This is a genomic window from Burkholderia sp. Bp8984, assembly GCF_003853755.1.
GTDB lineage: Bacteria > Pseudomonadota > Gammaproteobacteria > Burkholderiales > Burkholderiaceae > Burkholderia.
On the sequence record NZ_QTQN01000038.1, the window covers coordinates 54,699 to 80,924 of the forward strand.

At 69.6% G+C, this 26,226-nt stretch carries 25 protein-coding genes and 1 pseudogene; 7 read left to right on the forward strand and 19 right to left on the reverse strand.

Going from position 1 to position 26,226, the window contains the following annotated elements:
- Positions 1-46 precede the first annotated feature (46 nt).
- The 3 genes from iolE (at position 47) to DID98_RS29575 (ending at position 2,405) form a co-directional block, all read left to right on the forward strand.
- A complete protein-coding gene (iolE, locus tag DID98_RS29565) occupies positions 47-976 on the forward strand; it encodes a myo-inosose-2 dehydratase (RefSeq protein WP_124523020.1) in 930 nt (309 codons plus the stop codon).
- Positions 977-1,007: 31 nt separating this feature from the next.
- Positions 1,008-1,826: a 5-deoxy-glucuronate isomerase gene (iolB, locus tag DID98_RS29570; RefSeq protein ID WP_124571873.1), complete on the forward strand. Its 819-nt coding sequence runs from the start codon at positions 1,008-1,010 to the stop codon at positions 1,824-1,826.
- Positions 1,827-1,910: 84 nt separating this feature from the next.
- Positions 1,911-2,405, forward strand: coding sequence for a heme-degrading domain-containing protein (locus tag DID98_RS29575; protein ID WP_124488948.1), 495 nt, complete (start codon positions 1,911-1,913; stop codon positions 2,403-2,405).
- Between the two features lie 23 nt (positions 2,406-2,428).
- On the opposite strand, the gene DID98_RS29580 is transcribed toward DID98_RS29575, so the two are convergent.
- The 8 genes from DID98_RS29580 to DID98_RS29615 all read right to left on the reverse strand — a co-directional run bounded on the left by DID98_RS29580 (position 2,429) and on the right by DID98_RS29615 (position 9,480).
- Entirely contained in the window at positions 2,429-3,175 is a 747-nt protein-coding gene (locus DID98_RS29580; RefSeq protein WP_124488947.1) for a glucose 1-dehydrogenase, read from the reverse strand.
- A gap of 172 nt (positions 3,176-3,347) precedes the next feature.
- Positions 3,348-4,052: an ABC transporter ATP-binding protein gene (locus tag DID98_RS29585; RefSeq protein ID WP_124571874.1), complete on the reverse strand. Its 705-nt coding sequence runs from the start codon at positions 4,050-4,052 to the stop codon at positions 3,348-3,350.
- Positions 4,049-4,798, reverse strand: coding sequence for an ABC transporter ATP-binding protein (locus DID98_RS29590; protein ID WP_044846103.1), 750 nt, complete (start codon positions 4,796-4,798; stop codon positions 4,049-4,051). The genes DID98_RS29585 and DID98_RS29590 overlap by 4 nt, the downstream gene beginning before the upstream one ends.
- Complete coding sequence (locus DID98_RS29595) at positions 4,795-6,021, reverse strand: branched-chain amino acid ABC transporter permease (RefSeq protein ID WP_124571875.1); 1,227 nt, start codon at positions 6,019-6,021, stop codon at positions 4,795-4,797. Before DID98_RS29595 ends, DID98_RS29590 begins: the two co-directional genes overlap by 4 nt.
- The gene (locus DID98_RS29600) at positions 6,014-6,949 is read right to left on the reverse strand and encodes a branched-chain amino acid ABC transporter permease (protein ID WP_044846105.1); all 936 of its coding nucleotides are present in this window, start codon (positions 6,947-6,949) and stop codon (positions 6,014-6,016) included. Before DID98_RS29600 ends, DID98_RS29595 begins: the two co-directional genes overlap by 8 nt.
- 13 nt (positions 6,950-6,962) lie before the next feature.
- Entirely contained in the window at positions 6,963-7,400 is a 438-nt protein-coding gene (locus DID98_RS29605; protein WP_124488943.1) for a thioesterase family protein, read from the reverse strand.
- A 143-nt stretch (positions 7,401-7,543) separates the two neighbouring features.
- Positions 7,544-8,080 carry an NUDIX domain-containing protein gene (locus DID98_RS29610; RefSeq protein ID WP_124571876.1) on the reverse strand — a complete coding sequence of 179 codons (537 nt, stop codon included), beginning with the start codon at positions 8,078-8,080 and terminating at the stop codon, positions 7,544-7,546.
- A gap of 122 nt (positions 8,081-8,202) precedes the next feature.
- Positions 8,203-9,480 (reverse strand): YbfB/YjiJ family MFS transporter, encoded by a 1,278-nt coding sequence (locus DID98_RS29615; RefSeq protein ID WP_124571877.1) that lies wholly within the window; start codon positions 9,478-9,480, stop codon positions 8,203-8,205.
- 124 nt (positions 9,481-9,604) lie between these two features.
- On the opposite strand from DID98_RS29615, the gene DID98_RS29620 reads away from it, so the two are divergent.
- Complete coding sequence (locus DID98_RS29620) at positions 9,605-10,525, forward strand: LysR family transcriptional regulator (protein WP_124488940.1); 921 nt, start codon at positions 9,605-9,607, stop codon at positions 10,523-10,525.
- 259 nt (positions 10,526-10,784) lie between these two features.
- Here the strand turns inward: DID98_RS29620 and alaS are convergent, their stop codons facing one another.
- A complete protein-coding gene (gene alaS, locus DID98_RS29625) occupies positions 10,785-13,409 on the reverse strand; it encodes an alanine--tRNA ligase (RefSeq protein WP_124571878.1) in 2,625 nt (874 codons plus the stop codon).
- A 240-nt stretch (positions 13,410-13,649) separates the two neighbouring features.
- Here alaS and DID98_RS29630 point away from each other — a divergent pair, with 240 nt between their 5' ends.
- Positions 13,650-14,870 carry a CaiB/BaiF CoA-transferase family protein gene (locus DID98_RS29630; protein WP_124523014.1) on the forward strand — a complete coding sequence of 407 codons (1,221 nt, stop codon included), beginning with the start codon at positions 13,650-13,652 and terminating at the stop codon, positions 14,868-14,870.
- 120 nt (positions 14,871-14,990) lie between these two features.
- Here the strand turns inward: DID98_RS29630 and DID98_RS29635 are convergent, their stop codons facing one another.
- The gene (locus tag DID98_RS29635; RefSeq protein ID WP_124571879.1) at positions 14,991-15,539 is read right to left on the reverse strand and encodes an alpha/beta hydrolase; all 549 of its coding nucleotides are present in this window, start codon (positions 15,537-15,539) and stop codon (positions 14,991-14,993) included.
- Positions 15,540-15,702: 163 nt separating this feature from the next.
- Positions 15,703-15,912, reverse strand: coding sequence for an ornithine acetyltransferase (locus tag DID98_RS29640; protein WP_006497729.1), 210 nt, complete (start codon positions 15,910-15,912; stop codon positions 15,703-15,705).
- Positions 15,913-16,164: 252 nt separating this feature from the next.
- On the opposite strand from DID98_RS29640, the gene DID98_RS29645 reads away from it, so the two are divergent.
- The gene (locus tag DID98_RS29645) at positions 16,165-17,874 is read left to right on the forward strand and encodes a glutamine--tRNA ligase/YqeY domain fusion protein (protein WP_044846114.1); all 1,710 of its coding nucleotides are present in this window, start codon (positions 16,165-16,167) and stop codon (positions 17,872-17,874) included.
- A gap of 118 nt (positions 17,875-17,992) precedes the next feature.
- Here the strand turns inward: DID98_RS29645 and DID98_RS29650 are convergent, their stop codons facing one another.
- The 3 genes from DID98_RS29650 to DID98_RS29660 form a co-directional block, all read right to left on the reverse strand.
- Entirely contained in the window at positions 17,993-18,463 is a 471-nt protein-coding gene (locus DID98_RS29650; RefSeq protein WP_044846139.1) for an NUDIX hydrolase, read from the reverse strand.
- Between the two features lie 11 nt (positions 18,464-18,474).
- Positions 18,475-18,861: a hypothetical protein gene (locus DID98_RS29655; RefSeq protein ID WP_044846115.1), complete on the reverse strand. Its 387-nt coding sequence runs from the start codon at positions 18,859-18,861 to the stop codon at positions 18,475-18,477.
- A gap of 127 nt (positions 18,862-18,988) precedes the next feature.
- On the reverse strand, positions 18,989-20,338 hold the full coding sequence (locus DID98_RS29660; protein ID WP_124571880.1) for a cytochrome-c peroxidase: 1,350 nt from the start codon (positions 20,336-20,338) through the stop codon (positions 18,989-18,991).
- Positions 20,339-20,559: 221 nt separating this feature from the next.
- Here DID98_RS29660 and DID98_RS29665 point away from each other — a divergent pair, with 221 nt between their 5' ends.
- The gene (locus DID98_RS29665) at positions 20,560-22,146 is read left to right on the forward strand and encodes an acid phosphatase (RefSeq protein WP_044846117.1); all 1,587 of its coding nucleotides are present in this window, start codon (positions 20,560-20,562) and stop codon (positions 22,144-22,146) included.
- 140 nt (positions 22,147-22,286) lie between these two features.
- On the opposite strand, the gene DID98_RS29670 is transcribed toward DID98_RS29665, so the two are convergent.
- The 5 genes and pseudogenes from DID98_RS29670 to DID98_RS29690 form a co-directional block, all read right to left on the reverse strand.
- Positions 22,287-23,834 carry an alginate export family protein gene (locus DID98_RS29670; RefSeq protein ID WP_124571882.1) on the reverse strand — a complete coding sequence of 516 codons (1,548 nt, stop codon included), beginning with the start codon at positions 23,832-23,834 and terminating at the stop codon, positions 22,287-22,289.
- A complete protein-coding gene (locus DID98_RS29675) occupies positions 23,831-24,529 on the reverse strand; it encodes a YoaK family protein (protein WP_044846118.1) in 699 nt (232 codons plus the stop codon). The genes DID98_RS29670 and DID98_RS29675 overlap by 4 nt, the downstream gene beginning before the upstream one ends.
- The gene (locus DID98_RS29680) at positions 24,526-25,443 is read right to left on the reverse strand and encodes a glyoxalase (RefSeq protein WP_124571883.1); all 918 of its coding nucleotides are present in this window, start codon (positions 25,441-25,443) and stop codon (positions 24,526-24,528) included. The genes DID98_RS29675 and DID98_RS29680 overlap by 4 nt, the downstream gene beginning before the upstream one ends.
- A 53-nt stretch (positions 25,444-25,496) precedes the next feature.
- Positions 25,497-25,943: a DoxX family protein gene (locus DID98_RS29685; RefSeq protein ID WP_124571884.1), complete on the reverse strand. Its 447-nt coding sequence runs from the start codon at positions 25,941-25,943 to the stop codon at positions 25,497-25,499.
- Between the two features lies 1 nt (position 25,944).
- Positions 25,945-26,226 (reverse strand): annotated as a pseudogene (locus DID98_RS29690) (amidohydrolase); the annotation flags it as partial.

The window sequence follows — 26,226 nt, forward strand, 5'->3', positions numbered from 1 at the left end:
AATCCGCCGCTCCGCGAAAACAACATTCGAACCAAGGAAGCACGTCATGAGCTGGAACGTTCGCATCGGTATCAATCCCCTGTCGTGGATGAACGACGACCTGCCGTCGCTCGGCGGCGAGACGCCGCTCGAGACGGCACTGAAGGAAGGCGCCGAAATCGGCTACGCGGGCTTCGAGCTCGGCAACAAGTTTCCGAAGACGGGCCCCGAGCTGAAGGCGAAGCTCGCCGAGTTCGGGCTCGTGTGCGTGTCGGGCTGGTATTCGGGCTTTCTGGCGGAAGTCGCGCCGGGCATGAGCGACGCCGATGCCGTCGAGGCCGAAATCGAGCGCTGCCGCGCGCACATGACGAAGCTGCAGTTCAACGACGTGAAGGTCGTGGTGTACGGCGAATGCGCGGGCACGATCCAGGGCAGCATCGACACGCCGGTCGCCAAGCGCCCGCGTTTCGTCGACGATGAAACCTGGCGGCGCTATGCGGCGCGCCTCGACGCATTCGGCGCGCACCTGCTCGAGACCTACGGGATCAAGCTCGCCTACCATCACCACATGGGCGCGTACGTCGAATCGCCGGACGACGTCGACCGGCTGATGGCGCTGACCGATCCCGCGAAGGTGTTCCTGCTGTTCGACACGGGCCACGCGTATTTCGGCGGCGCGGCCGATCCGGTCGCGCTGCTGAGGAAGCACGTGGCGCGCGTCGTGCACGTGCACTGCAAGGACGTGCGGCCGCAGGTCGTCACGCAGGCGCGCAACGGCGGCTGGAGCTTCCTGAACGGCGTGATCAACGGCACCTTCACGGTGCCGGGCGACGGCGCGCTCGATTACGAAGCGACGCTGCGCACGCTGAAGGACGCCGGCTACGAAGGCTGGCTCGTGGTCGAGGCCGAGCAGGACCCGGCCGTCGCGCCGAGCTATCAGTATGCGAAGAAGGGCTACGAATCGCTGCGCGCGATCGTCGACCGGTTGAGTGCGTAAGCCCCGTCATCTCATCGAGGAACCTCACGCCATGACGATTTCTCCCCTGCTGGTCAAGGCATCCGCCGACCGCGAAATCTGCAACGTGACGCCGGAGTCGGCCGGCTGGAAACACGTCGGCTTTCGGGCGCTGCGCCTGAAGGCCGGCGACACCGAAACGCTCGACACGGGCACGCGCGAACTGTGCGTCGTCGTGCTCACGGGCACGCTGCGCGCGCAAGTCGACGGCGAGACCTACGACGCACTCGGCAAGCGCGACAGCGTGTTCGAGGAAGTGTCGCCGGACGCGCTGTACGTGCCGGGCGGCAAGACCGTCACGCTGGTGGCGACGCGCGACACGGAAGTCGCGCTGTGCACCGCGCCTTACGCGAGCGGCGACAAGCGCGTGCAGCGCCTCGACGGCGAACGGATGCGGCGTGCGGTGCGCGGGCAAGGCACCAACACGCGCTACGTATGCGACATCCTGATGGGCGACAACCCGGCCGCGGACCGGCTGCTGGTCGTCGAAGTGATCACGCCCGCGAGCCACTCGAGCAGCTATCCGCCGCACAAGCACGATCGCGACGCGGCGCCCGACGAAACGTCGCTCGAGGAAACCTATTACCACCGGATCGATCCGCCGCAGGGTTTCGCGTTCCAGCGCGTGTACACGGACGACCGCAGCCTCGACGAGGCATGCGCGGTCGAGAACCACGACGTCGTGATGGTGCCGCGCGGCTATCACCCGGTGGTCGCGCCGCACGGCTACAACCTGTACTACCTGAACGTGATGGCCGGGCCGAGCCGCGCGTGGGCGTTCAAGAACGACCCCACGCACGAGTGGATGCTCGACGCGGCGCCCGGGCGCTGATGCATTGACGCGCTGAACGATCGACGGCCGGCGCGCGACGCAGGACGCGCGCACGGGCCGAACTTGCGACGACACGGAGCTGCCATGCCGATCCCCTTCCCGCGCTGCGCGCCCATGCCCTTCGGCGACACGGCCTCAACGCCGATGCTGGCGCACTTCGATGCCGACGTCGCGCGCCGGCTCGGCGACATCGCGGTCAATCTCGCGTCGCGCCGCGGGCTGCCGATCGCGGTCGGCATCGTCGGCGAAGCCGCACCGTTGTTCTATTGCGCGCTCGACGGCAGCCGCGCCCGCGACAGCGACGCGATCCGCCGCCGGCAGAACACGGTGTTACGCTTCGGCGTCAGTTCGCTCGAGGTCGGCGCGCGCTTTCGCCGCGCCGGCTGGTCGTTGCAGTCGCAGGGATTGTCGGATGCCGACTATGCGCTCGACGGCGGCGGCGTGCCGCTGCGGCTAGCCGACGGCGGCATCGTCGGCGCGATGGCGATCGCCGGGCTCGACGACGAACGCGATCATGCGCTCGTCGTCGAGAGCCTGCGCTGGCATGTCGGCGCGAACGCGCTCGCGATGATCGCGTAGCGGGCGCGCGCCGGCTCGCGCGATCAGTGCAGCCCGCCGCTCGCGACGAGGCGCTCGCCGGTCAGCCAGCGCGCATCGTCCGATGCGAGGAACACCGCGACCGACGCGATGTCGTCCGGCTCGCCGAGGCGGCCGAGCGGCGTCTGGCTTTGCACCTGCCGGTCGAGATCCGAACCGATGATGCCCGCGCTGTGCGTGCCTTCGGTCACGATCATGCCCGGGTTGATCGCGTTCACGCGAATCTTGCGCGGGCCGAGTTCGAGCGCGAGCACGCCGGTGATCGCGTCGACGGCGCCCTTGGTGCCGCTGTACACGGCGCTCGCGGGCGGCGTGATGCTCGTCACCACGGAGCTGATGTTGATGATGCTCGCGCCTTCGCCCAGATGCTTGACGGCGGCCTGCGTCGTCAGCAGCACGCCGAACACGTTCGTGTCGAACTGCCGGCGGTAGTGCTCTTCGGTGATCGCCTCGATCGGCGCGAATTCGTACACGCCGGAATTGTTGACCAGCACGTCGAGACGGCCGTACGTCTCGATCGCCGTATCGACGATGCGCTGCGCGTCCGCTGCCTTCGACACGTCGCCGCCGACCGCGACCGCGCGGCCGCCCGCTTCGACGATCGCGCTCACGACCGCGTCGGCGCCGGCCTTGCTGCTCGCGTAGTTGACGACGACCGACGCGCCTTCGGCGCCCAGCGCCTTCGCGATTGCGGCGCCGATCCCCTTGGAAGCGCCCGTGACGATCGCGACCTTGCCTGCCAGCTTGCTCATGATTTCATTCCTCAGTCGGAAGACTTCGATGGATGGGTACCGGTCGCGCCTGTCGCGGCGCACCGGCCTTGCTGGCAATCTTCGCGGTTCCGGCGGCCGCGATAAAGCGGCTCGACACGAATTGACTGGCGGGGTTTGCCGAACAATCGGCGGACGGACGGTCGACGGACGGTCAGCCGGCGCTCAGCCACGCGCTGACGACGTCGCCGCCGAGCCCGTCGAGTGCGCCGTCGTAGACGATCCGCCCGCGCCCCATTACCGCGACGCGCTGCGCGAGCCGCGGCGCGAGCTGCAGCCGCTGCTCGATCAGCAGGATCGCGACGCCGTCGTCCTGCAGCGCGGCAAGGCAGGCGCCGACTGCGTCGACCGCGAGCGGCGCGAGCCCTTCGGCCGGTTCGTCGACGATCAGCACGCGCGGGCGGCCGGCGAGCGCGCGCACCAGCGCGAGCACCTGCTGCTCGCCGCCCGAGAGCCGCCCGGCCTTCACGTCGGCCCGCGCGGCCAGCAGCGCAAAGCGCGCGAGCAGCCGGTCGAGCGCGGCACGTTCGGCCGCGCCGCTCAGGCCGCGCAGCCCGAGCCGCAAGTTGTCGCGCACGCTCAGCAGCGGAAACACGTCGCGGCTTTCGGCGACGTAAGCGACGCCGCGCCGCGCGATCTCGAACGTGCGTGCGCCCGCGCATTCGGCGCCGGCGATGCGCACCGAGCCCGCGGTGCGCACGAGCCCCATCACGGCCTTCGCGAGCGTCGAGCGGCCCGCGCCGTTGCGACCGAGCAGCGCGAGCGTCTCGCCCGGCGCGAGCGCGAGATCGACGCCGTCGAGCACGGGCTGGCTTCCGTACCACGCACGCAGGCCGCGGATGTCGAGCAGCGCGCTCATGCACCCTCGCCGAGATAGGCGGCGCGCACGGCCGGGTCCGCGCGAATCGCGTCGGGCGCACCGGTCGCGACCACCGTGCCGCGCACGAGCACCGTGATGCGCTCGGCGAAGCCGAACACCGCATCCATGTCGTGCTCGATCATCAGCACCGTGCGGCCCTGCGTCGTCGCGCGGATCAGCGCGATCATCCGCGCCGCCTGGTCGCGGTTCATGCCGGCGGTCGGCTCGTCGAGCAGCAGCGTGCGCGCGCCGCTCGCGAGCGCGATGCCCAGATCGAGCGCGCGCTGTTCCGCATAGCCGAGTGCGCCGGCCGGCGCGTCGCGCCGCGCATCGAGGCCGATGTCGTGCAGCACGCGCGCGGCCGCGCGATCGACCGATGCCGATTCGCGCAGCCGGTTCCACCAGCGCCGCCGCTCGGCCGGCGCATGCAGCGCCGCGCAGCGCAGGTTGTCGAACACGCTCAGCCGCGCGAACGCGCTCGTCTGCTGGAAACTGCGGCCGATGCCGAGCCGGCTCGCGACGACCGGCCCGCGCCCGCGCAACTCGACACCGTGCAGCACGACACGCCCGCGCGTCGGCCGCGTCGCGCCGGCGATCACGCCGAACAGCGTCGACTTGCCCGCGCCGTTCGGCCCGATCAGCGCATGACGCTCGCCGGCCGCGATGCTCAATTCGATGCCGTCGAGCACGGTCTGCGCGCCGAAACGCTGCACGATCCCGTGGAGCGCGATCGCGTTGCCGTTCATAGCCCGTCCTCCCGCGTGCCGTGCCGGTGGTTCAGCAACCGCGCGCGCCAGCCCCACAGCAGCGTGCCGATGCCGGCCGCCGAAGCCGCGACGGCCCAGCCCGCCGGCGAATCGGCGTCGATGCCCCACGCGCCGAACGCGATGCCGGTGCCGTCGTCCTGCGCGAAACGCCACGCATAGCCGAGCTCGGCCGCGCAGACGATCGCGACGCCCCAGAACACGCACGCGCCGCCCCCGCACAACAGGCGCCACCGCTCGGCCGCCGGCGCGCCGCGCCGCAACGCATGCGCGAACGCTTGCGCGATGCCAGCGATCCCGCGCGGCGCGGCGACGACGACCGCGACGAACAGCACGCCGAGATACAGCGCCCATGCGCGCGACACGCCCGCGACGACGACGCTCAGCGCGGTCAGCACCACCGCGCCGGCCGCCGGCCCGAAGAACGTGCCGGTGCCGCCGATCACCGCGGCGATCAGCACGGTCGCCGAACGCGCCATCGACACGCTGTCGGGCGTCGCGATCTCGACGTCGATCAGCGTCAGCGTGCCGGCGATGCCCGCGAAGAACGACGCGCAGGTGACCATCGCGAGCCGCACGCGGCGCGGCTCGGTGCCGAGCGCGGCGACGCGCGCGGGGTTGTCGCGCACCGCGTTCGCGAGCCGGGCGAGCGGCGTGCGCGTCAGCGCGTGCATCGCCAGCGCCGACACGATGCACCATGCGGCGATCACCGCGTAGGCCTGCGTTTGCGCACCGAAATGCCAGCCGCCCCAGGGCGCGCCGCTCGCGCGGTCGATCGGCACGCCGCCGACGCCGCCGAACCACGCAGGCACGCTCCACGCGGCGGCCGCGACGCATTCGCCGAGGCCGAGCGTGATCATCGCGAACACGGTGCCCGCGCGGCGTGTCGCGAGCAGGCCGGCCAGGAACCCGAAGCCCGCGCCGGCCGCGCCGCCGACGAGCGGCAACAGCGGCAGCGGCGCGCCGACATGATTGAACCAGTGCGCGGCGGCGAACGCGCCGAGCCCCGCGACGGCGGCATGGCCGAACGACAGCAGCCCGGTCGTGCCGAGCTGCAGGTTGTACGACAGCGCGAGCACGACGAGCGCGGCCGTCTGCGCGAGATAGCCGAGCACCGCGCCATGCGGCCACAGCCACGCGGGCACGGCCACGCACGCGGCGAACAGCACCCAGCGCAGCGCGCCGGCCCGCGCGCGGCTAGCCATCGACACGCTCGCCGAACAGCCCGCGCGGCCGGGCGACCAGCACCGCGACGAGCAGCAGGTACGGGACCAGCGGGGCGAGCTGCGCGATCGACACGGCCGCGACGCCGTCGGGCAGCGCGAGGCCCGCCCATCGCGCGAGGTCGCGCAGCGACGTGTCGCTGGACGCCGCGAAGGTCTGCGCGAAGCCGACCGCGAGCGACGCGGCGAACGCGCCGCCGAGCGAACCGAGCCCGCCGATCACGACGATCGCGAACACCACCGACCCGACGGTCTCGGCCAGCGCCGGCTCGATCACCGCGAGCGGCGCGCCGATCACGCCGGCCAGCGCCGCGAGCGCGGTGCCCGCGCCGAACAGCCCCGTCATCACGCGCGGCACGTCGTAGCCGAGCGCCTCGACGGCCGCGCGGTGCGTGAGCGCGGCGCGCACGACGAGGCCGAGGCGCGACGCGCGCAGCAGCGCGCCGAGCGCGGCCAGCATCGCCGCGGACATCGCCATCATGAAGAGCCGGTAGCGCGGCAGCGCGAGGCCGAACACGGTCACGGGCGCGCCGTCGAACAGCGGCGGCACCGGCGCCGGCAGCGGTGCGAGGCCCCACAGCAGTTTCGCGCCCTCGCCGATCAGGTACGCGAGCCCGAAGGTCAGCAGCAGTTCGCTCGTGTGCCCGTGCGCCTGCACGCGGCGCAGCAGGGCGCGCTCGCAGCCGGCGCCGAGCAGCCCGACCGCGAGCGGCGCGAGCCCGAGCGCGGGCCAGAACCCCGCGCGGGCTGCGATGCTGTAGCCGACGTACGCGCCGAGCATGTAGAAGCTCGCATGCGCGAAGTTGAGCACGCCCTGCACGCTGAAGATCAGCGTGAGGCCGGCCGACAGCATGAACAGCAGCAACCCGTAGCTGAGGCCGTTGAACGCCTGGAGCGCGAACGCGTGCACCGCCGCGGGCCCGTCAGCCAGCGAGCGGTTCGAGCGCCGCGCGCAGCGTGTCCGGCAGCGGCACCGGTCGGCGCGTGCCGCGATCGACGTACACGTGCACGAAATGCCCCTGCGCGGCCGGCGCGGCTTCGCCCGCCGCGAACAGCCCGATCTCGTAACGCACGCTCGACGTGCCGAGCTTCGCGACGCGCAGCCCCGCGTCGACGGACTGCGGAAAGACGAGCGGCGCGAAGTAGTTGCACTGCGTCTCGACCACGAGCCCGATCGTCTGCCCGTGCTCGACGTCGAGCACGCCCGCGCGGATCAGGTATTCGTTCACGACGGTGTCGAAGTAGCTGTAGTAGACGACGTTGTTCACGTGCCCGTAGACGTCGTTGTCCATCCAGCGGGTCGTGATCGGCAGGAAGTGGCGGTAGGCGTCGCGCGGACGCGGCTGCGGCTTGTCGGACATGGCGATGGCAGTGGGCGGTCAGGACGAGGAAGATGAAGCGCACGTCGCGCGGCGGCCGTGCGGAACGGCCCGCCGGCGAATGGCGAGGTGCCGCGCAGCGATCGTGCCCGGCGCGACGGACGACATGGCGGCGGCGCGGCCCGTCACTGCCCCGCTCGGTCGACGAATTCGAAATCGAGGCCGCGCGCGCGCATCCAGTCGGCGAGCGCGTAGCCGGTGCCGGCGCGCCACGGGCGCAGCAGCGGCGGATCGACGAGCCGGTATTCGAGCAGTTCCGGCGACAGTGCGACGGTGCCCGACGCGCGCACGTGGTACGCGATGATCAGTTCGTTCTTGCGGATGAATTCATAGACGCCGACCAGCGAGACCTGCTCGGCCTTCAGCGCGGTTTCCTCGAACACCTCGCGCGCGATGCAGTCCTCGGGCGTCTCGCCGTTCTCGAGGAAGCCGGTGATCAGCGCGAATATCCCTTCCGGCCAGGCCGCGTTGCGCGCGAGCAGGATCTTGCCGTCGAGTTCGACGATCGCCGCCACCACCGGCAGCGGGTTGTTCCAGTGCACGTAGCCGCACGTGTCGTCCGGGCAGGCCTGGCGGACGCGGCCGCCTTCGTGGTCGGGATCGGCGCGCTCGGTCAGCGGACGCGCGCAGCGCGGGCAAAAACGGTAGTCGGCGGTGGTCATCGATGGGGATCTGGCGAGCGCCCGGCGGCGGCCTGCCGGCCGCGTCGCGCGCCCGCTCGGCGCGGGAAAGGCCTCATTCTAGCGAGTTTGCCCGCGCCGCAGACGATCCGGCCCCGATGAGGTCAGGGTTGCATGCGGGGTTGCGCACGCCCGCGCGTGGCCGTCGCCGCGAAGCCGGCGGCACCGGCGAGCAACGCGCCTGCCGCGACCCACAGCGCCGGCGAGAACGACCCGAAGCGCGCGGTCAGCGGCGCGGCGACGAGCGGACCGAGAATCTGCCCGACCCCGTACGACGCGGTCGCATAGCCCATCAGCCCGGCCGCTCGCTCGCCATGCAGCCGCCGCGCCTCGCGCATCGCGAACAGCGTGATCGCGGTGAACGGCAGGCCGAGCAGCGCGCTGCCGGCCGAGAAGCCGGCCGCGTTCGGCCAGACGATCCCCGCCGCGATCCCGAGCGCCTGCGTCGCGCAGCCGGCGGCGAGCAGCAGCCGGTTGTCCCAGTGGCCGGGCAATCGCGACGCGGCGATCGCGCCGACGATCAGCGCCGCGCCGAACATCGGCCAGAACAGGTCGGGCCACGGCGAGCCGGCCGGCAGCGCGGCACGCGCGATCACCGGCAGGAACGTCGCGGTGATGATGTAGCCGAAGCCCGGCATCCCGTACAGCACGACGAGCCACGCGGCGTCGGCGCGATGGCGCCGTGCGTCATGCGGTGCCGCGGCCGGCGCGGCCGGTCGCTCGCGCATGGCCGGCGCCGCGGCGCCCCGCGCGGCGGTTGTCGAGACGGCCGGCCCCGGCGCGCTGCCGAACGTGCGCCAGATCGCGACCGACAGCAGCGCCGACAACGCCGCGAAGCCGAGCCAGCCGGGCGCCGCGCGATGGCCGGCGAGCGCGCTGCCGATCAGCCCGGTCAGCACGATCCCGACGCCCGGCCCCGCGTAGATCACCCCGCTCCACTCGGGCGCATGCAGTTCGGTGAGCCGCCGCAGCCCCCATTGCGACACGAACACGAACGTCCATGCGCTGACGACGCCCGCGACGAAGCGCACCACGAGCCACACGGAGAGCAGATGGCCGACGCCCATCGCGGCAGTCAACAGCACGGTGGCGGCCAGCCCGAAGCGCACCATCGGCGCGGGCGCGACCCGCACGGCCGCGCAACTGACCGCGCCGACGAAATAACCCGCGTAGTTCGCCGACGCGAGCCAACTGCCGGCCTTCAGGCCGATCGAGCCGTCGGCGAGCATCAGCGGCAGCAGCGGCGTGAACGCGAAGCGGCCGACGCCGAGCGCGACCGCCAGCCCGATCATGCAGGCGAGCGCGGCCGCGCGGGCGCGGCGGTCGGCGTCATCGGGCAGGTGTACGCCGGCGACGGCGCTCGGGGCATCGGAACGGGACATGGCGGCATAGGCCGCGCGCGGCGCGCGCCGGCCGGAACGGAAATCGGAACGCTTGTATCGTAGCTTGACCGAACGTTCTCGATAAATGAATAATCAAGAATCCACATATCTCCAGGAGAGAATCATGGACCTGGCGGCGCTGGCGATTTTCCGGGCTGTCGTGCGCGAGAACGGTGTGACGCGCGCGGCGGCGAAGCTCAATCGCGTGCAATCGAACGTGACGACGCGCATCAAGCAGCTCGAGGAGGAACTCGGCGCGGCGCTGTTCGTGCGCGACGGCCGCCGGCTCGTGCTGACGCCGGCCGGGCACACGCTGCTGCCGTACGCGGAGCGGCTGCTCGCGCTTGCCGACGAGGCGCGCGATGCGGTGCGCGAGGACACGCCGCGCGGGCGGCTGCGGCTCGGCACGATGGAAAGCACGGCCGCGAGCCGGCTGCCGACCGTGCTCGCGCGTTATCACCATGCGTGGCCCGACGTGTCGCTGGAGCTCGTGACCGGCACGACCGGCTGGCTGATCGACAAGGTGCGTGATTTCGAGATCGACGCGGCGCTGTTTGCGCGGCCGCCCGAGCCGGACACGCTGCCCGACACGTTCGAGACGGTGCCGATCTTCCGCGAGGATCTCGTGCTGCTGACGCCGCGCGGCCATCCGCCCGTGCGCACGCCGCGCGACGTGATCCTGCCGACGCTGGTCGCGTTCGAGCGCGGCTGCACGTACCGGAAATATGTCGAGCAATGGTATGCGGCGCACGGGATGAAGCCCTCGCGTGTGCTCGAACTCGGTTCGTATCATGCGATCGTCGCGTGCGTCGCGGCCGGCGCGGGCATCGCGGTCGCGCCGCGCTCGGTGCTCGAGCTGCAGCCCGAGACTGGCAACGTCGCCGCTCACACGATCCCCGAACTCGAAGGGATCGACACGCTGCTCGCGTGGCGGCATGGTTACGCATCGGCGGCGCTCGCCGCGTTGCGCGATGCGCTGGGCGAGGCTGCGCGGGAGCCGGGTGATGCGACCAAGGCGGCGGTGGCCGCATCGGTGTCGGCCTGAGTCGGGATCGCCGGCGGCCGCTGGTGCGCGCGCTCGATCTTCATTCCGACACGGGCGATGCGGCCAGGGCGGTGGTGGCCGCGTCGGCGTCTGCCCGAGCCGGGAACGCAGGCGAGCGCCAGCGAGCGCGCTAATTCTTCATACCGACAAAAACAAAACGACCCGACCGGCACACGTGCCGATCGGGTCGTTTTTTTGATGCGAAGCGATGTGACGCGACGCGGTCAGCCCGACCACACCGCATCACCAGCCATGCCGATCAAAGACGCTCTTCGACCCAGCCCTTGACGCCTGCCAGCGCGCCGGGCAGGTTCGCCGGTTCCGTGCCGCCTGCCTGCGCCATGTCCGGACGGCCGCCGCCCTTGCCGCCGACCTGCTGCGCGACGAAGTTCACGAGCTCGCCGGCCTTGACCTTCTTGCTCGCGTCCGGCGTGACGCCCGCGATCAGGCTGACCTTGCCGCCTTCGACGGCCGCCAGCACGATCGCCGCGCTCTTCAGCTTGTCCTTCAGCTTGTCGACCGTCTCGCGCAGCGTCTTCGCGTCCGCGCCGTCGAGCGTCGCGGCCAGCACGAACACGCCGCCGACTTCGATCGCCTGCTGCGCGAGCTCGTCGCCCTGGCTCGACGCGAGCTTCGACTTCAGCGCGCCCAGTTCCTTCTCGAGCGACTTCACCTGGTCCTGCACCTGCGCGATGCGTTGCGTGAGTTCCGACGGCTGCGCCTTCAGCGCGGCGGCCGCTTCGTTCACGCGCGCATCGAGCTCCTGCACGTAGCGCACCGCGTTGTCGCCGGTGATCGCCTCGACCCGGCGGATGCCGGCCGCGACGCCGCCTTCGACGACGATCTTGAAGAAGCCGATGTCGCCGGTGCGGTGCACGTGCGTGCCGCCGCACAGTTCGCGCGAGAAGCCGAGATCGAGCACGCGCACTTCGTCGCCGTACTTCTCGCCGAACAGCGCCATCGCGCCGCCCTTCACCGCTTCGTCGTACGGCATCACGCGCACGATGCCCGGCGCGTTCGCGAGGATTTCATTGTTGACGATCTGCTCGACGCGACGGATTTCGTCGTCGGTCAGCGGCGCGTTGTGCGCGAAGTCGAAGCGGGTTTTCTCCGCGTCGACGAGCGAGCCCTTCTGCTGCACGTGTGCGCCGAGCACTTCACGCAGCGCCTTGTGCATCAGGTGGGTCGCCGAGTGGTTGCGCTGCGTGCGTGCGCGACGATGCGCGTCGATTTCCGCGCGCAGCACGTCGCCGACCTTCAGCGTGCCCTGTTCGAGCGTGCCGTGGTGGCCGATCACGTCGGCCTGCACCTTCAGCGTGTCGGCCACCGAGAAGCGCGTCGCTGCATTCGCGAGCACGCCCTGGTCGCCGACCTGGCCGCCCGACTCCGCGTAGAACGGCGTGTGGTCGAGCACGACGACCGCATCCTGGCCGTGCTTCACTTCGTTGACGGCCGAACCGTCGACGTACAGCGCGACGACCTTCGCGTCGTCGAACGCGATCTCTTCATAACCGTGGAACGTGGTCTTCGCGCCCGAGTATTCGAGGCCCTGCGTGGCCTTGAACTTGCCGGCCGCGCGCGCCTGCTCGCGCTGACGCGCCATCGCGTCGTCGAACGCCGGCTCGTCGACCGTCATCCCGCGCTCGCGGCACACGTCGGCCGTGAGGTCGAGCGGGAAGCCGTACGTGTCGTGCAGCTTGAACGCGAGTTCGCCGTCGAGCACCTTGCCGCCCTTCGCGTCGACATCCGCCAGCGCCGCTTCGAGGATCGACATCCCGTGCTCGATCGTCTCGAAGAAACGCTCTTCTTCCTGGCGCAGCACGTCGGTCACGCGCTGCTCGGCTTCCTTCAGTTCCGGATAGGCTGCGCCCATCTCGGCGACGAGGTCGGCCACCAGCTTGTGGAAGAACGAGCCCTTGCGGCCGAGCTTGTAACCGTGGCGGATCGCGCGGCGCACGATGCGGCGCAGCACGTAGCCGCGGCCTTCGTTGCCGGGGATCACGCCATCGACGATCAGGAACGAGCACGCGCGGATGTGATCGGCGATCACCTTCAGCGAGTTGTTCGTGAGGTCGCTGATCTCGGTCACGCGCGCGGCGGCCTTGATCAGGTTCTGGAACAGGTCGATCTCGTAGTTGCTGTGCACGTGCTGCAGCACCGCGGCGAGGCGCTCGAGGCCCATGCCGGTGTCGACCGACTGCTTCGGCAGGCGCGTCATGTTGCCCTGCGCGTCGCGGTTGAACTGCATGAACACGAGGTTCCAGATCTCGATGTAGCGGTCGCCGTCTTCTTCAGGCGATCCCGGCGGGCCGCCCCACACGTCCGGGCCGTGGTCGTAGAAGATTTCGGTACACGGGCCGCACGGGCCGGTGTCACCCATCGTCCAGAAGTTGTCCGACGCGTAGCGCGCGCCCTTGTTGTCGCCGATGCGGATGATCCGCTCGGTCGGCACGCCGACTTCCTTCGCCCAGATGTCGTACGCTTCGTCGTCTTCCTGGTAGACGGTGACCCACAGCTTTTCCTTCGGCAACTGGTAGACCGTGGTCAGCAGTTCCCACGCGAAGCGGATCGCGTCGTGCTTGAAGTAGTCGCCGAACGAGAAGTTGCCGAGCATCTCGAAGAACGTGTGGTGGCGCGCCGTGTAGCCGACGTTCTCGAGGTCGTTGTGCTTGCCGCCCGCGCGCACGCTGCGCTGCGCGGTCGTGGCGCGCGTGTACGGACGCGGATCCGTGCCGAGGAACACGTCCTTGAACTGGACCATGCCCGAGTTCGTGAACATCAGCGTGGGGTCGTTACCGGGCACGAGGCTCGACGAGCGGACGATCGTGTGGCCCTTCGATTCGAAGAATTTGAGGAATTTCTCGCGGATTTCGGCAGCTTTCATGGCGTGCGGGGAATGTCTGGCTGAGACGGCTTCAAACGCCGGCCGTCCTCGCGGACGCACGGCGGGCAGATATCGTAAACGAGCGATTATACGATACAGATCGGCGGCTCCCACGCCAGCGGCCCGCCGCGCCGGACGAGCGGCCTGGGCCACCGGCGCGGCCGATTCGCCTTAAGATGCTCGGCATGCCAATCCGCCTTGCCTCGGGCCGGGCGAGCCATGAAAGGAGACGATTCGACGATGGGTGCCCTGAGCCATATCCGCGTGCTGGACCTCACCCGCGTGCTCGCGGGCCCGTGGTGCGCGCAGACGCTTGCCGATTTCGGCGCGGACGTGATCAAGGTCGAGCGCCCCGGCGCCGGCGACGACACGCGCCACTGGGGGCCGCCGTACCTGAAGGACGCGACCGGCGCCGATACGGCCGAGGCCGCGTACTACCTCGCGGCGAACCGCAACAAGCGCTCGGTGACGGTCGACATCGCGACGCCGGAAGGCCAGCAGATCGTGCGCGAGCTCGCCGCGCAGAGCGACGTCGTGCTCGAGAACTACAAGGTCGGCCAGCTGAAGAAATACGGGCTCGATTACGAATCGCTGCGCGCGGTGAAGCCCGATCTCGTCTACTGCTCGGTCACCGGGTTCGGCCAGACGGGCCCGTACGCGCACCGCGCGGGCTACGACTTCATCGTCCAGGGGATCGGCGGCTTCATGAGCATCACCGGCGAGCGCGACAGCGAGCCGGGCGGCGGGCCGCAAAAAGCCGGCGTGGCGATCGCCGATCTCGCGACGGGCCTCTATTCGACGATCGCGGTGCTCGCCGCGCTCGCGCACCGCGATCGCACGGGCGAAGGCCAGTACATCGACATGGCGCTGCTCGACGTGCAGGTCGCGCTGCTCGCGAACATGAACACCAACTTCCTCGCGAGCGGCAAGCCGCCGGTGCGCTGGGGCAACGCGCACCCGAACATCGTGCCTTACCAGACGTTCCAGACGAGCGACGGCTGGATCATCGTCGCGGTCGGCAACGACGGGCAGTTCCGCAAGTTCGTCGAGGCCGGCGGGCGGCCCGAGCTGGCCGACGACGAACGGTTCGCGACGAATCCGTCGCGCGTGCGCCACCGCGACACGCTGGTGCCGATCCTCGCGGAGATGGTGAAGGCGCGCGGCAAGGCCGACTGGATCGCCGTGCTCGAAGCGGCCGGCGTGCCGTGCGGGCCGATCAACGAACTCGACGAGGTGTTCGACAACGAACAGGTGGTCGCGCGCGGAATGCAGGTGTCGCTGCCGCACCCGTGCGGCGCGGACGTGAAGCTCGTGCGCAATCCGATCCGGATGAGCGCGACGCCGCCCGATGCGCGCACCGCCCCGCCGCTGCTGGGCGCGCAGACGGAAGACGTGCTGCGCGACATGCTCGGCTACGACGATGTGCGGATCGCCGCGTTGAAGGCGAAGCAGGCGATTTGAGCGGGCGGGCGCGCGCAGGCGTGCCGTTGCGCGCTCGCGCACCTGCTGCCAGCGCGGGGCGACCGCAGGCGCGGCCCGGGCGCCAGCCGGACGGCCGGCGTCGAATCGATCGACCCGACGCTAGCGCGCCAGCGCGTCGAGCCAGCCGCGCCCCTGCGGCCAGTCGCCGAGCCCGCTGTCCGCGTTGATGTGGCCGCGCGGGCCGAGGTCATGAAACGCGCTGCCCCACGCGTGCGCGCAGCCGCGCGCGAACCCGAGCGAGCCGTACGGATCGTCGCTGCTCGCAACCACGCAGGTCGGAAACGGCAGCCGCTCGTGCGGCAGCGGCCCGAAACCGTGCGCATCGGCCGGAAACGCCGGCCCGGCCGGATCGGGCAAAGCGACGAGCAGCGCGCCGCGCACTTTCTCGAGCGCGGCCGGCCGCGCGTAACGGGTCGCCCACCACGCGGTGGTCAGCGTGCCGAGGCTGTGCGCGGCGATCGTCACGGGGCCCGGCGCGGCTTCGACCGCACGATCGAGCGCGAGACACCAGCCGTTGCGGAACGCACGGTCCCAGTCGGGCATCGCGATGCGAACGAAACGCGCGTCGGCGCGCTCCCAGCGGCTTTGCCAGTGGAACGGGCCGGAGTTGCCGTAGCCCGGCAGCACGAAAACGAGAGAATCGCTCATGGAAGGTTCGTCGACGCATGAAGTCGTTTTATGTAACGTCGACGAAGTGTCGCACACCCGCTCCTCCCTGATGCTGCCTGTCGAATCGCGGAATGGATGTGCGGTGTATGAATCGGTCGCGCTGCGCACGCGACCGGCCGGCGCTCACGCGCGCCGGCTTCGGTCAGCGCACGCCGGCGCCGACGAGGCCGCCTGCCGCGGCGCCGGCGACCGTGCCGACCGGGCCGCCCGTGATCAGGTAGCCGAGCGCGCCGCCCGCTGCCGCGCCGATCCCGGCGTTACGCTGCGTGTGCGTCATCGCGCATGCGCCGAGCTGCGACAGGGCCGCGACGATTACCGCGGTACGAACGAGAAAAGTGGTCTTCTTCATCATGATTGTTGGCTTCCTCCCGCCCCGCAAAAACTGCGAATGGCGGCATTGATTCGGTGAAGCCATCATAGGAAAAGCCGAATGCGGGGGGCAATCCGATTTACGTCGTGTTACAGCCGACACACTATCGAGATATTGCGATCGGCAGCGCGAACCGCCCTGTCGACGCCGCAACCCGCGCGGGACGGACCCCGGTCAGGTAGAATTACGGGATTAAACCGGCGCGACGCGCCGACACAACCTGACGCCAACCGCATGAGCACCGAACGCAACGACGCCCCCGCGGCTTCCAATTTCATCCGCAACATCATCGACGACGACAACCGCACCGGCAAATGGAGCGGCCGCGTCGAGACGCGCTTTCCGCCCGAGCCGAACGGCTATCTGCACATCGGCCATGCCAAGAGCATCTGCCTGAACTTCAGCGTCGCGCGCGACTACGGCGGCGTGTGCCACCTGCGCTTCGACGACACGAACCCGGAAAAGGAAAGCGTCGAATACGTCGACTCGATCGTCGACGCCGTGCGCTGGCTCGGCTTCGACTGGCGCAAGGACGCGGTCGATCACCAGTATTTCGCGAGCGACTACTACGACAAGCTGTACGAATTCGCCGAGCTGCTGATCCAGCGCGGCAAGGCGTACGTCGACAGCCAGAGCGCCGAGGAAATGCGCGCGAACCGCGGCTCGCTGACCGAAGGCGGCAAGCCGTCGCCGTTCCGCGACCGCTCGCCCGAGGAAAACCTCGACCTGTTCCGCCGGATGAAGGCCGGCGAGTTCAAGGAAGGCGAGCACGTGCTGCGCGCGAAGATCGACATGGCGTCGCCGAACATGAACATGCGCGACCCGGTGATCTACCGGATCCGCTACGCGCATCACTACCGCACCGGCGACGCATGGTGCGTGTATCCGATGTACGACTACACGCACTGCATCTCGGATGCGCTCGAAGGCATCACGCATTCGCTGTGCACGCTCGAATTCGAGGATCACCGCCCGCTGTACGACTGGGTGCTGAACGAACTCGCGGAAGCCGGCGTGTTCACGCGCCCGCTGCCGCAACAGATCGAATTCTCGCGCCTGAACCTCACGTACGCGATCACCAGCAAGCGCAAGCTGCTGCAGCTCGTCACCGAAGGTCATGTCGAAGGCTGGGACGACCCGCGCATGCCGACGATCGTCGGCATCCGCCGCCGCGGCTTCACGCCGGAGAGCATTCACCTGTTCTGCGAGCGGATCGGCGTGACGAAGGTCGATTCGTGGATCGACATGAGCGTGTTCGAAGGCGCGCTGCGCGACGACCTCGACGACAAGGCACCGCGCTCGGTCGCCGTGCTCGATCCGCTGAAGCTCGTGATCGACAACTATCCGGAAGGCCAGGAAGAAGCGTGCACGGCGCCCGTGCACCCGCACCACCCCGACCGCGGCGTGCGCACCTTCCCGATCTCGCGCGAGCTGTGGATCGAGCGCGAGGACTTCGTCGAGAACCCGCCGAAGGGCTATTTCCGCCTGTTCCCGGGCAACAAGGTGCGCCTGCGCTACGGCTACGTGATCGAATGCACGGGCTTCGACAAGGACGCCGACGGCAACGTGACGGCCGTGCACTGCAACTACTTCCCGGACAGCAAGTCGGGCACCGAAGGCGCGAACAACTACAAGGTCAAGGGCAACATCCACTGGGTCAGCGCGAAGCACGCGCAGGCGGCCGAAGTGCGGATCTACGACCGGCTGTTCAAGGCGCCGCACCCGGACGCGGGCGGCGCGAACTTCCTCGAGGCGCTGAACCCGGACTCGAAGAAGGTCACGCAGGCCTACGTCGAGCCGGGCGCCGGCGACGTCGCGCCGGAAACGCGCCTGCAGTTCGAGCGTCACGGCTATTTCGTCGCCGACCGCGTCGATTCGAAGCCAGGCAAGCCCGTGTTCAACCGGATCGTCGGGCTGCGCGACAGCTGGGGCAAGCCGGCCTGACGGCCTGCGCCGCGCGCGGCGCGGCGGCCTCGCACCGCCCGCCGCAGGATGAAAAAAAACGGCCTTCGGGCCGTTTTTTATTGCGAGCGCGCAAGCGCGGCTGCGCCGGCCGCCGCGCTTACGCGCTCGCCAACCGCCGGTGCAGATCCGCGAGCGACAGCGTCGTGCGAAACAGCCGCGCGAGGCTGCGGCTTGCATACGCGTCGACGTCGCCGGGCGCGGTCCAGCGATACGCGTCCATCTCGGGAATCAGCGAGCCGTCGCGACGGCTCGGGAACAGCGACGTGCACGTGCAGCGCGCGGGATCGATCTCGTCGTCAGCGACCTGCACCGCGAACAGGTGCAAGTCCTTGTCGTGACGGTAGGCGAAGCGGCCGAGATCGAGCAGCCGCGCCGGCGCGAACTCGATGCCGGTTTCCTCGCGCAGCTCCCGCAGCGCCGCGTCGACCGGCGATTCGCCGGGCTCGCCCTGCCCCTTCGGGATGTCCCAGTGCGTGGTGTCCGTCGCGTGCGCGAGGAATACGCGGCCGGCCCCGTCGAGAATCACGACGCCGCACGACACCGTGCGCGACGCACCGCTGCGCTTCATTGCACGCGCGCTCAGCGCTTCTGCAGCTGCCACTTGCCCGTGGCGGTCTTGCAATAGACGGGCTTGAGCGTCAGCGTCTGGCCCTTCGCGGAAATGTCGGTGGCGATCTCGCGGCAGGTCTTGCCGTCGTTCTCGGACGTCGACGGCGTGAGCTTCGCATCGATCTGCGTGCCGCGGCCGCTGCTCTGCCAGGTCGTGGTCTCGCCGTCCTTGCCTTCGTCGCGCACCTGCGCCACGGCCTTGGCCAGCGACGCACGGTCGGTCTTGCTGAAGTAGGCGAGCGGCGTGTCGTTCAGGAAGCCCAGGTTGCTCTGTGCGTAGGCAGGCAGCATCGCGGCTGCGCACGCGGCGCCGGCCAGCACGCGCGTGACGACGGAAAGGGATGCACGCATCGACATGTGTTGTTCTCCTTGGATGTTCGATCGAACGGCATGGCGCGCGGCCGGCACTCCGGCGGCCGGCGAACCGGCACGCGCCACGCCCGTCAGCCAGCGAGCATAGCATGCGTGCCGCCAGGAACGTCGTCTAGCGGGCCGCCGACGCGGCTGCCGGTTGATATCCGTCGGTCAGCGTGTTCAGGAACGCGATCACGTCCTTGATCTCGGCCGCGTTCAGCGCGGGCGCGTCGCCGCGCTTGCGGTCGAACGGCGGCTCGCGGTTGATGTTCGGCCAGTAGCGCTTCGGCAGGTCGTCGTAGACCTGCACCTTGCCGTGCACGACCGGATAGAACTTCTCCGGATGGATGTCACGCTCGACGTAGAAGCGCATCACGTCCTCGAGCGAGTGGTACACGCCGTTGTGGAAGAACGTCTTGCGCAGCGCGACGTTGCGCAGCGACGGCGTGCGGAACAAGCCGCAGAATTCGTCGCGGCCCTTCAGGTCGGTGCGCTCGGGGCCGCACGCGCCGAGGTCGTAAAAGCGCGGATCGCGATTGACCGGCAGCGCGCGGTTGCGCGGCACCGCGATCGCGATCAGGCCGAAATCGCTGAACTGCGGCGGGCCGCCTTCGAGCGTGCGCTGGCTCACGTGGCAGCTCGCGCAGTTGCCCTTCTTCTCGTCGTTGAACAGCTGCAGCCCGCGCAGCTCCGCGGGCGTCAGCTGCGCGTGGCCGGCCAGATAGGCGTCGTACTTGCTCGTGTACGGATCGAACAGCGCCGGCTGCTGCTGGAATGCGTCGAGCGCGCGCAGCACCGCACCGAACGTCGCCTGGTCGTCGCCGAGAACCTGATCGCCGAACGCCTTGCGGAACGCGTCGGCATACGGCGCGGCGCGAATCGCCTTCGCAACCCGCGCCGGCGAACTGCTCATCTCGAAGGGCGAGGTGAGCGGAATGCGCGCCTGCGCATCGCGCGTATCGACGCGGCCATCCCAGGTCAGCCCGCCGGTCGGGCCCGCATCGATGCTTTCGTCGCCTTCGTCCGGCGAATCGTGGAAGTGCTCGCTGAACGGCGGAATGCCGCGCAGGTACTTCAGCGACGGCACCGCACGAAAGCCCGTGCTGTGCATGTCGTCGCCGCCGAGTTGCACCGACAGCGCGTTCGGCGGCCCGAACGCATGCTCGGCGCTATGGCACGACGCGCACGCGAGCTTGCCGGACCCCGACAGCGACGAATCGAAGAACAACTGCTTGCCGAGCGCCGTCATCTGCTTCACGCCCTCGAATACCTGTGCGCGCGTCTGCGGCTGGCTGGCCGGCGCGACCGCCGGAGCGGCCGGTGCGGCCTGTGCCGCCGGCACGATGGCGGCGGCCGATGCATCGGCACCGGGGCGCGCATCGCAACCGGCGAGCGCCGCGAGCCCGCCGACCAGCGCCAGCGCCGCCGCGGCAGGGATCAGCGATCGCGCGGACGCGAAGGATTTCAGAAGGCTGTGCATCGTCGTTCTTCTTGTAGCGGTGGGCAATCGGCCGGAGCTTATGTCAGTTCCGTGACCGCCGCATGACGTTCGACCGACAGTCATTTGAAAGCGCCCCTACACCCGGCTGTCAAATCGGTTCCAGATAATGCGCGCAGCCGGCAGGTGTCCGAAGGTTCCCGCGCCGGCCCGACACCACCGCGATTCCCACACGCGACACACGACGAAAGAGAGAACATCGCATGAAGAAGCACGCCTGGATTCGTTACACGCCGATCGCCCTCGCGGCCGCGCTCAGCCTGACCGCCTGCGGCGGCGACGATGTCACGCAGCAAGGCCTGTCGGCCGTCAAGAACGTCGTCGTGATCTACGCGGAAAACCGCAGCTTCGACAACCTGTACGGCAACTTCCCGGGCGCGAACGGCCTGCAGAACGCGACGGCGGCGAACTCGGTGCAGAAGGATCGCGACGGCTCGACGATGGCGACGCTGCCGAAGATCTGGGGCGGCCTGACCGCGACCGGCATCACGCCGGCGGTCACCGAGGCGATGACGGCGAACCTGCCGAACGCGCCGTTCGCGATCGACGATCCGAAGGGCTTCAACCAGTCGATGAGCATCGCGACGCGCGACATCGTGCACCGCTTCTACCAGGACCAGATGCAGATCAACGGCGGCAAGAACGACATGTACGCCGCATGGACCGATGCGGGCGGCCTGACGATGGGCCACTACACGCCGGATCCGTCGAAGCTGCCGCTGTGGAAGATCGCGCAGCAGTACGTGCTCGCCGACAACTTCTTCATGGGCGCGTTCGGCGGCTCGTTCCTGAACCACCAGTACCTGATCTGCGCGTGCGCGCCGTTCTACGCGAACGCGAACACGAGCCCCGCGGCCGGCAAGATCGCCGTGTTGAACGCGGACGGCAAGTCGCTGAAGGTTGCGACGAACTCACCCGCGTCCGCGCTCAGCGGCCCGCCGAAGTTCGTCAACGACGGCGCGATCACGCCCGACTTCTTCGCGGTCAACACGATGCAGCCGCCGTATCAGCCGAGCGGCAACAAGGCAGCCACGGGCGGCGATCCGCTGCTCGCCGATCCGGCCAATCCGTCGACGATGCCGCCGCAGACGGCGACCAACATCGGCGACCTGATGACCAACGCGGGCGTGTCGTGGGCATGGTACGGCGGCGCGTGGGGCCAGGCGCTGCAGGCAAGCCAGAACGGCACGTCGAACGTGATCTACGGCGCCGACCTGTCGACGCCGAACTTCCAGCCGCACCACCAGCCGTTCAACTACTTCGCGAACCAGGCGCCGGGCACCGCGAGCCGCGCGCAGCACCTGCTCGACGGCGGCGCGAACGGCGCCGAGTTCATCAAGGCGATCGACGCGGGCACGCTGCCGCAGGTCACGTTCTACAAGCCGCAAGGCAACCTGAACGAGCACCCGGGCTACACGGACGTCACCTCCGGCGACCAGCACATCGCCGACGTGATCGCGCACCTGCAGGCAAGCCCGCAGTGGAAGAACATGGTCGTCGTCGTCACGTACGACGAGAACGGCGGCTTCTGGGATCATGCCGCGCCGCCGACCGCCGATCGCTGGGGTCCGGGCACGCGGATTCCGGCGCTGATCGTGTCGCCGTACGCGAAGAAGGGTTTCGTGGACCACACGCAGTACGACACGGGTTCGATCCTGCGTCTCATCACGCGCCGCTTCTCGCTGCCGCGCCTGCCGGGCCTGCAGCAGCGCGACGACGCGCTGAAGGCGAACGGCGCGCAGCCGATGGGCGACCTGACGAACGCGCTTACGCTGTCACCGAACCTGTAACGGCATCACCGCGAACGGGCCGGCCGCGCTGCCGGCCCGGACGAACGAAGGGCAACCCGCGGCGACCTGCACCCCAAACGCCGGATGCGAATCCAGCCTTTGGGGTGTTTTTCATGCGCGCGCGTTGCCGCGCGGCTGCGTCACCAGCCGTACTTCAGCTCGACGCCGACGTAGTCCGCGTTGTGTCCGCCCGCCTGCCGGATCGCGTCGCCGACCTGGAAGTGCACGGCCTCGACCGCGCCGATCAGGTTCGCGGCGATCGTCCAGTCCGCACGCAGCTGCACGTACATCCCCGTCCAGCGGCCGCCCTTGCCTGCCGTGCCGGGCACCGGAATGTTCGGCTGCTGATAGACGGCGTCGCCGGTCGTCTCGCGCCACTGGAAACCCAGCGCGCCGAGCAGCGACAGGTTCGCCGACGGCTTCAGCGTCACGGACGGCTTCACGTGGATCAGGTTCGCATAGCTCGTGTAGCCGGCCAGCGTGAAGTAATAGCCGTTCGGAAACAGCGGATTGAAGGTGCCGACGCGGCCGTCGTGCGGATGCCGGTCGCCCGAGGCCGCATCGATCTGCAACGCGACGCGCGGCGACCACGGCGCATCGAGCTTGTAGCCCGCGATCGAGCCGACGGCCCACGCACCGATCGTGTCGTTGCCGACCGTCCCGGTCTGCAGCATCGTCTCGAGATCCCAGTCGAAGCGGCCCTGCGTGCCCGTGTAGCGAACGTCCCACACATCGCGATGCTCGGCGCCGCTCGCATCGAGGAAACGCGCGTTGCGGCGGTTGTAGCGCGACCAGTAGCCGGACAGGTCGCCCGGCCCGACCGACTGCCGCTCGAAGCGCACGCCGCTGAACGTGAGACCGCGATTGGACACGTCGTCGAAATCGGACGCGTTGCGGTTCTGCACCGGTTGCGTCGCGTAGCCGATGAAGCGCCATTTCCCGTATTCGTAATCGGCCCAGACCGCATCGAACGCCTGCCGCACGTTCGGGCCGTCGCGCGTGGCGATGAAGCGCTGCAGGTCGAACGCCATCTCCTGCCGGCCGACGCGGAACTTGAACGTGCCGCCGCCGAGCGCGCCCGTGTAGGTCGCGAACGCCTGTTCGAGATCGAGCGGGTTCTTGTCGACGGGCGACACCGTGTTCTTGCCGAACGCGCGCGCATCCTGCAACTGCGCGAAGAACTGCCAGTGCTGGCCGAGATGCGCATCGGCATGCACTTCGACGCGCTGGATCAGGTACGTGTCCGATTGCGCGGAGCCGATCCCGAACAGCGGCGCGTCGTTGGTCTCCAGCCGCTCGCGCAGGTTCACGCCGAGCGATAGATAGGAGGCCGGATCGTTGCCGAGCGGAATGTATTTCAGCCCGTCGAGCGGCGCGCGCGGCACGCACGGATTCGCGAGCACCGACCAGTCCTCCTGCCAGCGGTTGAACAGCACCGTCGGGCGCTTGGCCGTGCAGGCCGATGCGGCGGTGGCCGTCTGGGTCGCTGCCGGCGTCGAGGTCGAAACCGACGACGCAGCCGAAGGCTGCGCCGGTCCTTGCGTCGGTGTCGAAGTCGAAGTCGTTTCAGCCGCCGTTTCCGCGACCGCCGCGTCGGCGCCCGCGCACAGCAGCGCCGCGACGACCGACAGGCGCGCGGCCCGTTCGAAGCCGCGGGCGTCGCGTCTGCGCTGCCCCCGCGCGATCATGCGCGCTCCTGCGCGGCGGGCGCGGCCGCTTGCGCCGCACACAGTGCAAGCGTCGCGAGCGCGCCGACCGGCGCGAGCAGCGCCAGGAATCCGACGTAGCGGAACCCGAGCGCACCGCACGCCGCGCCGAGCGCGAACGCGACGATCGCCGGCAGCATCTTGCCGAAGCGCGCCCGCGCCGCCGCGCGCGCGGCGTCGGCCGTGCCGGCCGACAGCAGGTCGACGACGTCGAGGATCGCCTGCGTCACGTTGCCCGTCATCACCGTGTTCGGCACGCCGCCCGCGCGCGAAATCACGCGCGGATGCGCGTTCTGCACGCCCATCGCGAACGTGCCGACGATGCCGGCAACGAGCGCCGGCAAGCTGTCGGGCTGCGTGACGGGCGTCGCCCACACGCCGGCCGCGCAGAAGCCGAGCAGCAGCACGGCCTGCACCGCGTGCAGCGCGCGCGTGCCCTGCCAGGCGGGCCGCCCGGACATCGACCGCGCGATCAGGCTCGCCGCGATCACGCCGCACACGAACGCGGGAAACACGCTGAGCTTCAGCACGACACCCTGGCCGAAGCCCGCGATGCCCGCGCCGATCAGCACGAAGTTGCCCGTCACGTGTGCGGTGAACAGCCCGAACAGCGCGACGAAGCTCAGCGTGTCGACGAAGCCGGCCACCGCGGCAAGGATCGTGTCTTCGTGCTTCATCGCGCTGCGCTCGCGTGGATTTCGGCGACGTAGCCGCCCGGGAACTGCACGAGTGCCGCGTCGCGGCCGTCTGCGGTGTACGGCGGCACGAGCACGCTCACACCCGCCGCCTTGGCCTTCTCCAGCGTGGCGGCCAGGTCCGACACGTCGTAGCCCGTCATCTCGCGCCCGTACGGGTAAGGCAGGTGGCCGTCCGTCACGAGCACGGTCATCTTGCCGAAGCCCGATTCGATGCGAATCCGGCGATACGTGTCGTTCGGCCGGCCGATCTCGATGCCCGGCGCCTTCAGGTTATCGGACACCACCTTGCCTTTCGAGAACTTGACGAAATCGTGCACGAACTTGCGTACGCTTTGCGGCGACACGTAGACCCGGTTCTCGGGGATGGTCTGCAACGCGTCGTAGTTCGGCGCCTGGGTGTGCCAGTAGAGCTGCATGTTCACGCCGCCCGTCCACGTAATGACCGCATCGCGGCCGATCGGATCGGGGAACGTGTCGACGATCACGTCGGCGCCGTGCTCGCGCGCCGACTTCACCGCGACGTCCATGTCGGTGACGAGATAGCCGGTGCGCTCCGCGCAGAACGGATACGGGACCGGCGTCTTGAAGCCGAACACCGAGATCGTGCCGACCGGCGTCAGCACGAGTTGCGACATCGTCTGGCTCGGCGTCGGCGTGACCTGGAACACGCCCTGCTTCGACTTCTTGCCGCCGAACGTCGCGACGAAACTGTCGGTGAAGCGGTCGAAGTCTTCCGGCGCGACGCACACGTGCGTGGTGTCGTACTGCGGACCGACGGCCACCGTCGGCGCGACTGCGGGCGGCACCGGCGGTTTCGCGAACACGCCACCGGGCGCGGCGACGAGGCCGGTGGCAAGCGCAAGCGCCAGCAACACGGAACGAAGGGTTCTCATAACGGATATCCTTGTTGTTTCATCAAATGGTGCAACGGCCCGGGAAACCCCGGTCACGCGCGGCCGTCGCCGGCCGGTTGCCGCGCATCGTCGAGCACGGTCGCGAGCACAAGTGCCGCGATCAGCCCAAGATGCTCGAAAAAGCTGTTGAGCGCCATGAAATGTTCGGCGCCCGAGCGGTTCCAGAAATCGTTCGCCACGACCATCGCGACGAGCGTCAGCATGCCGAGGCTCCCGGCGCCAAGCCACGTGAAGCGGCGAAACACCACGCACAGCGAGCCGGCGATCTCGACCACGATCGCCAGCGCCGCCCACAACGCGGCCGGATGCAGGCCGAAATGCGCCTGCTCCGCGACCGCGCCGTCGAAGTCGAGCGCCTTCGCGACGCCGCCGAGCAGAAAGGCGGACACCAGCGCGAGACGCGCGAGCGGCAGGACCCACGGCTGCGACAGTAGCGCGCGGCTCCACGCCGGGCTGCCATAGATGGTACGCGTCGTCATGTCAGATCGCCCAGCACGAACAGCCGAACGCACCCCAGAAGCCCTTCGCGTCCGACGTCGGCAATGCGCTGCCCCACGCGCTTGCATGCGCATGCTGGTGCACGTTGCACGCGTTCGCGCAGCCGCACATCGCCGCGGCCGCCGCCCGTTGCAGCGGTGCGCCCTCTCGCTGCGTCGCACCCCAGCCGCCGTAGCCGCCGTACTCGCGCACCGGCGACCAGTCCGGCATCGCGGGCGGAATCGGCGCATCGTGCGACGCGAACGGGCCCGCGCCCCACACGAT

What these genes read in the sequence shown, in the direction of transcription:
- DID98_RS29605 (WP_124488943.1), bottom strand. Translation starts at nt 7,400, where the DNA reads ATGTCCGACAAGCCGCAGCCGCGTCCGCGCGACGCCTACCGCCACTTC.
- DID98_RS29620 (WP_124488940.1), top strand. Translation starts at nt 9,605, where the DNA reads ATGGACCTGGCGGCGCTGGCGATTTTCCGGGCTGTCGTGCGCGAGAAC.
- DID98_RS29685 (WP_124571884.1), bottom strand. Translation starts at nt 25,943, where the DNA reads ATGACGACGCGTACCATCTATGGCAGCCCGGCGTGGAGCCGCGCGCTA.
- DID98_RS29575 (WP_124488948.1), top strand. Translation starts at nt 1,911, where the DNA reads ATGCCGATCCCCTTCCCGCGCTGCGCGCCCATGCCCTTCGGCGACACG.
- DID98_RS29635 (WP_124571879.1), bottom strand. Translation starts at nt 15,539, where the DNA reads ATGAGCGATTCTCTCGTTTTCGTGCTGCCGGGCTACGGCAACTCCGGC.
- iolE (WP_124523020.1), top strand. Translation starts at nt 47, where the DNA reads ATGAGCTGGAACGTTCGCATCGGTATCAATCCCCTGTCGTGGATGAAC.
- DID98_RS29670 (WP_124571882.1), bottom strand. Translation starts at nt 23,834, where the DNA reads ATGATCGCGCGGGGGCAGCGCAGACGCGACGCCCGCGGCTTCGAACGG.
- DID98_RS29650 (WP_044846139.1), bottom strand. Translation starts at nt 18,463, where the DNA reads ATGAAGCGCAGCGGTGCGTCGCGCACGGTGTCGTGCGGCGTCGTGATT.
- DID98_RS29645 (WP_044846114.1), top strand. Translation starts at nt 16,165, where the DNA reads ATGAGCACCGAACGCAACGACGCCCCCGCGGCTTCCAATTTCATCCGC.
- DID98_RS29595 (WP_124571875.1), bottom strand. Translation starts at nt 6,021, where the DNA reads ATGGCTAGCCGCGCGCGGGCCGGCGCGCTGCGCTGGGTGCTGTTCGCC.
- DID98_RS29675 (WP_044846118.1), bottom strand. Translation starts at nt 24,529, where the DNA reads ATGAAGCACGAAGACACGATCCTTGCCGCGGTGGCCGGCTTCGTCGAC.
- DID98_RS29610 (WP_124571876.1), bottom strand. Translation starts at nt 8,080, where the DNA reads ATGACCACCGCCGACTACCGTTTTTGCCCGCGCTGCGCGCGTCCGCTG.
- DID98_RS29660 (WP_124571880.1), bottom strand. Translation starts at nt 20,338, where the DNA reads ATGCACAGCCTTCTGAAATCCTTCGCGTCCGCGCGATCGCTGATCCCT.
- DID98_RS29665 (WP_044846117.1), top strand. Translation starts at nt 20,560, where the DNA reads ATGAAGAAGCACGCCTGGATTCGTTACACGCCGATCGCCCTCGCGGCC.
- DID98_RS29630 (WP_124523014.1), top strand. Translation starts at nt 13,650, where the DNA reads ATGGGTGCCCTGAGCCATATCCGCGTGCTGGACCTCACCCGCGTGCTC.
- DID98_RS29655 (WP_044846115.1), bottom strand. Translation starts at nt 18,861, where the DNA reads ATGTCGATGCGTGCATCCCTTTCCGTCGTCACGCGCGTGCTGGCCGGC.
- DID98_RS29580 (WP_124488947.1), bottom strand. Translation starts at nt 3,175, where the DNA reads ATGAGCAAGCTGGCAGGCAAGGTCGCGATCGTCACGGGCGCTTCCAAG.
- DID98_RS29680 (WP_124571883.1), bottom strand. Translation starts at nt 25,443, where the DNA reads ATGAGAACCCTTCGTTCCGTGTTGCTGGCGCTTGCGCTTGCCACCGGC.
- DID98_RS29615 (WP_124571877.1), bottom strand. Translation starts at nt 9,480, where the DNA reads ATGTCCCGTTCCGATGCCCCGAGCGCCGTCGCCGGCGTACACCTGCCC.
- DID98_RS29640 (WP_006497729.1), bottom strand. Translation starts at nt 15,912, where the DNA reads ATGATGAAGAAGACCACTTTTCTCGTTCGTACCGCGGTAATCGTCGCG.
- DID98_RS29590 (WP_044846103.1), bottom strand. Translation starts at nt 4,798, where the DNA reads ATGAACGGCAACGCGATCGCGCTCCACGGGATCGTGCAGCGTTTCGGC.
- DID98_RS29585 (WP_124571874.1), bottom strand. Translation starts at nt 4,052, where the DNA reads ATGAGCGCGCTGCTCGACATCCGCGGCCTGCGTGCGTGGTACGGAAGC.
- iolB (WP_124571873.1), top strand. Translation starts at nt 1,008, where the DNA reads ATGACGATTTCTCCCCTGCTGGTCAAGGCATCCGCCGACCGCGAAATC.
- alaS (WP_124571878.1), bottom strand. Translation starts at nt 13,409, where the DNA reads ATGAAAGCTGCCGAAATCCGCGAGAAATTCCTCAAATTCTTCGAATCG.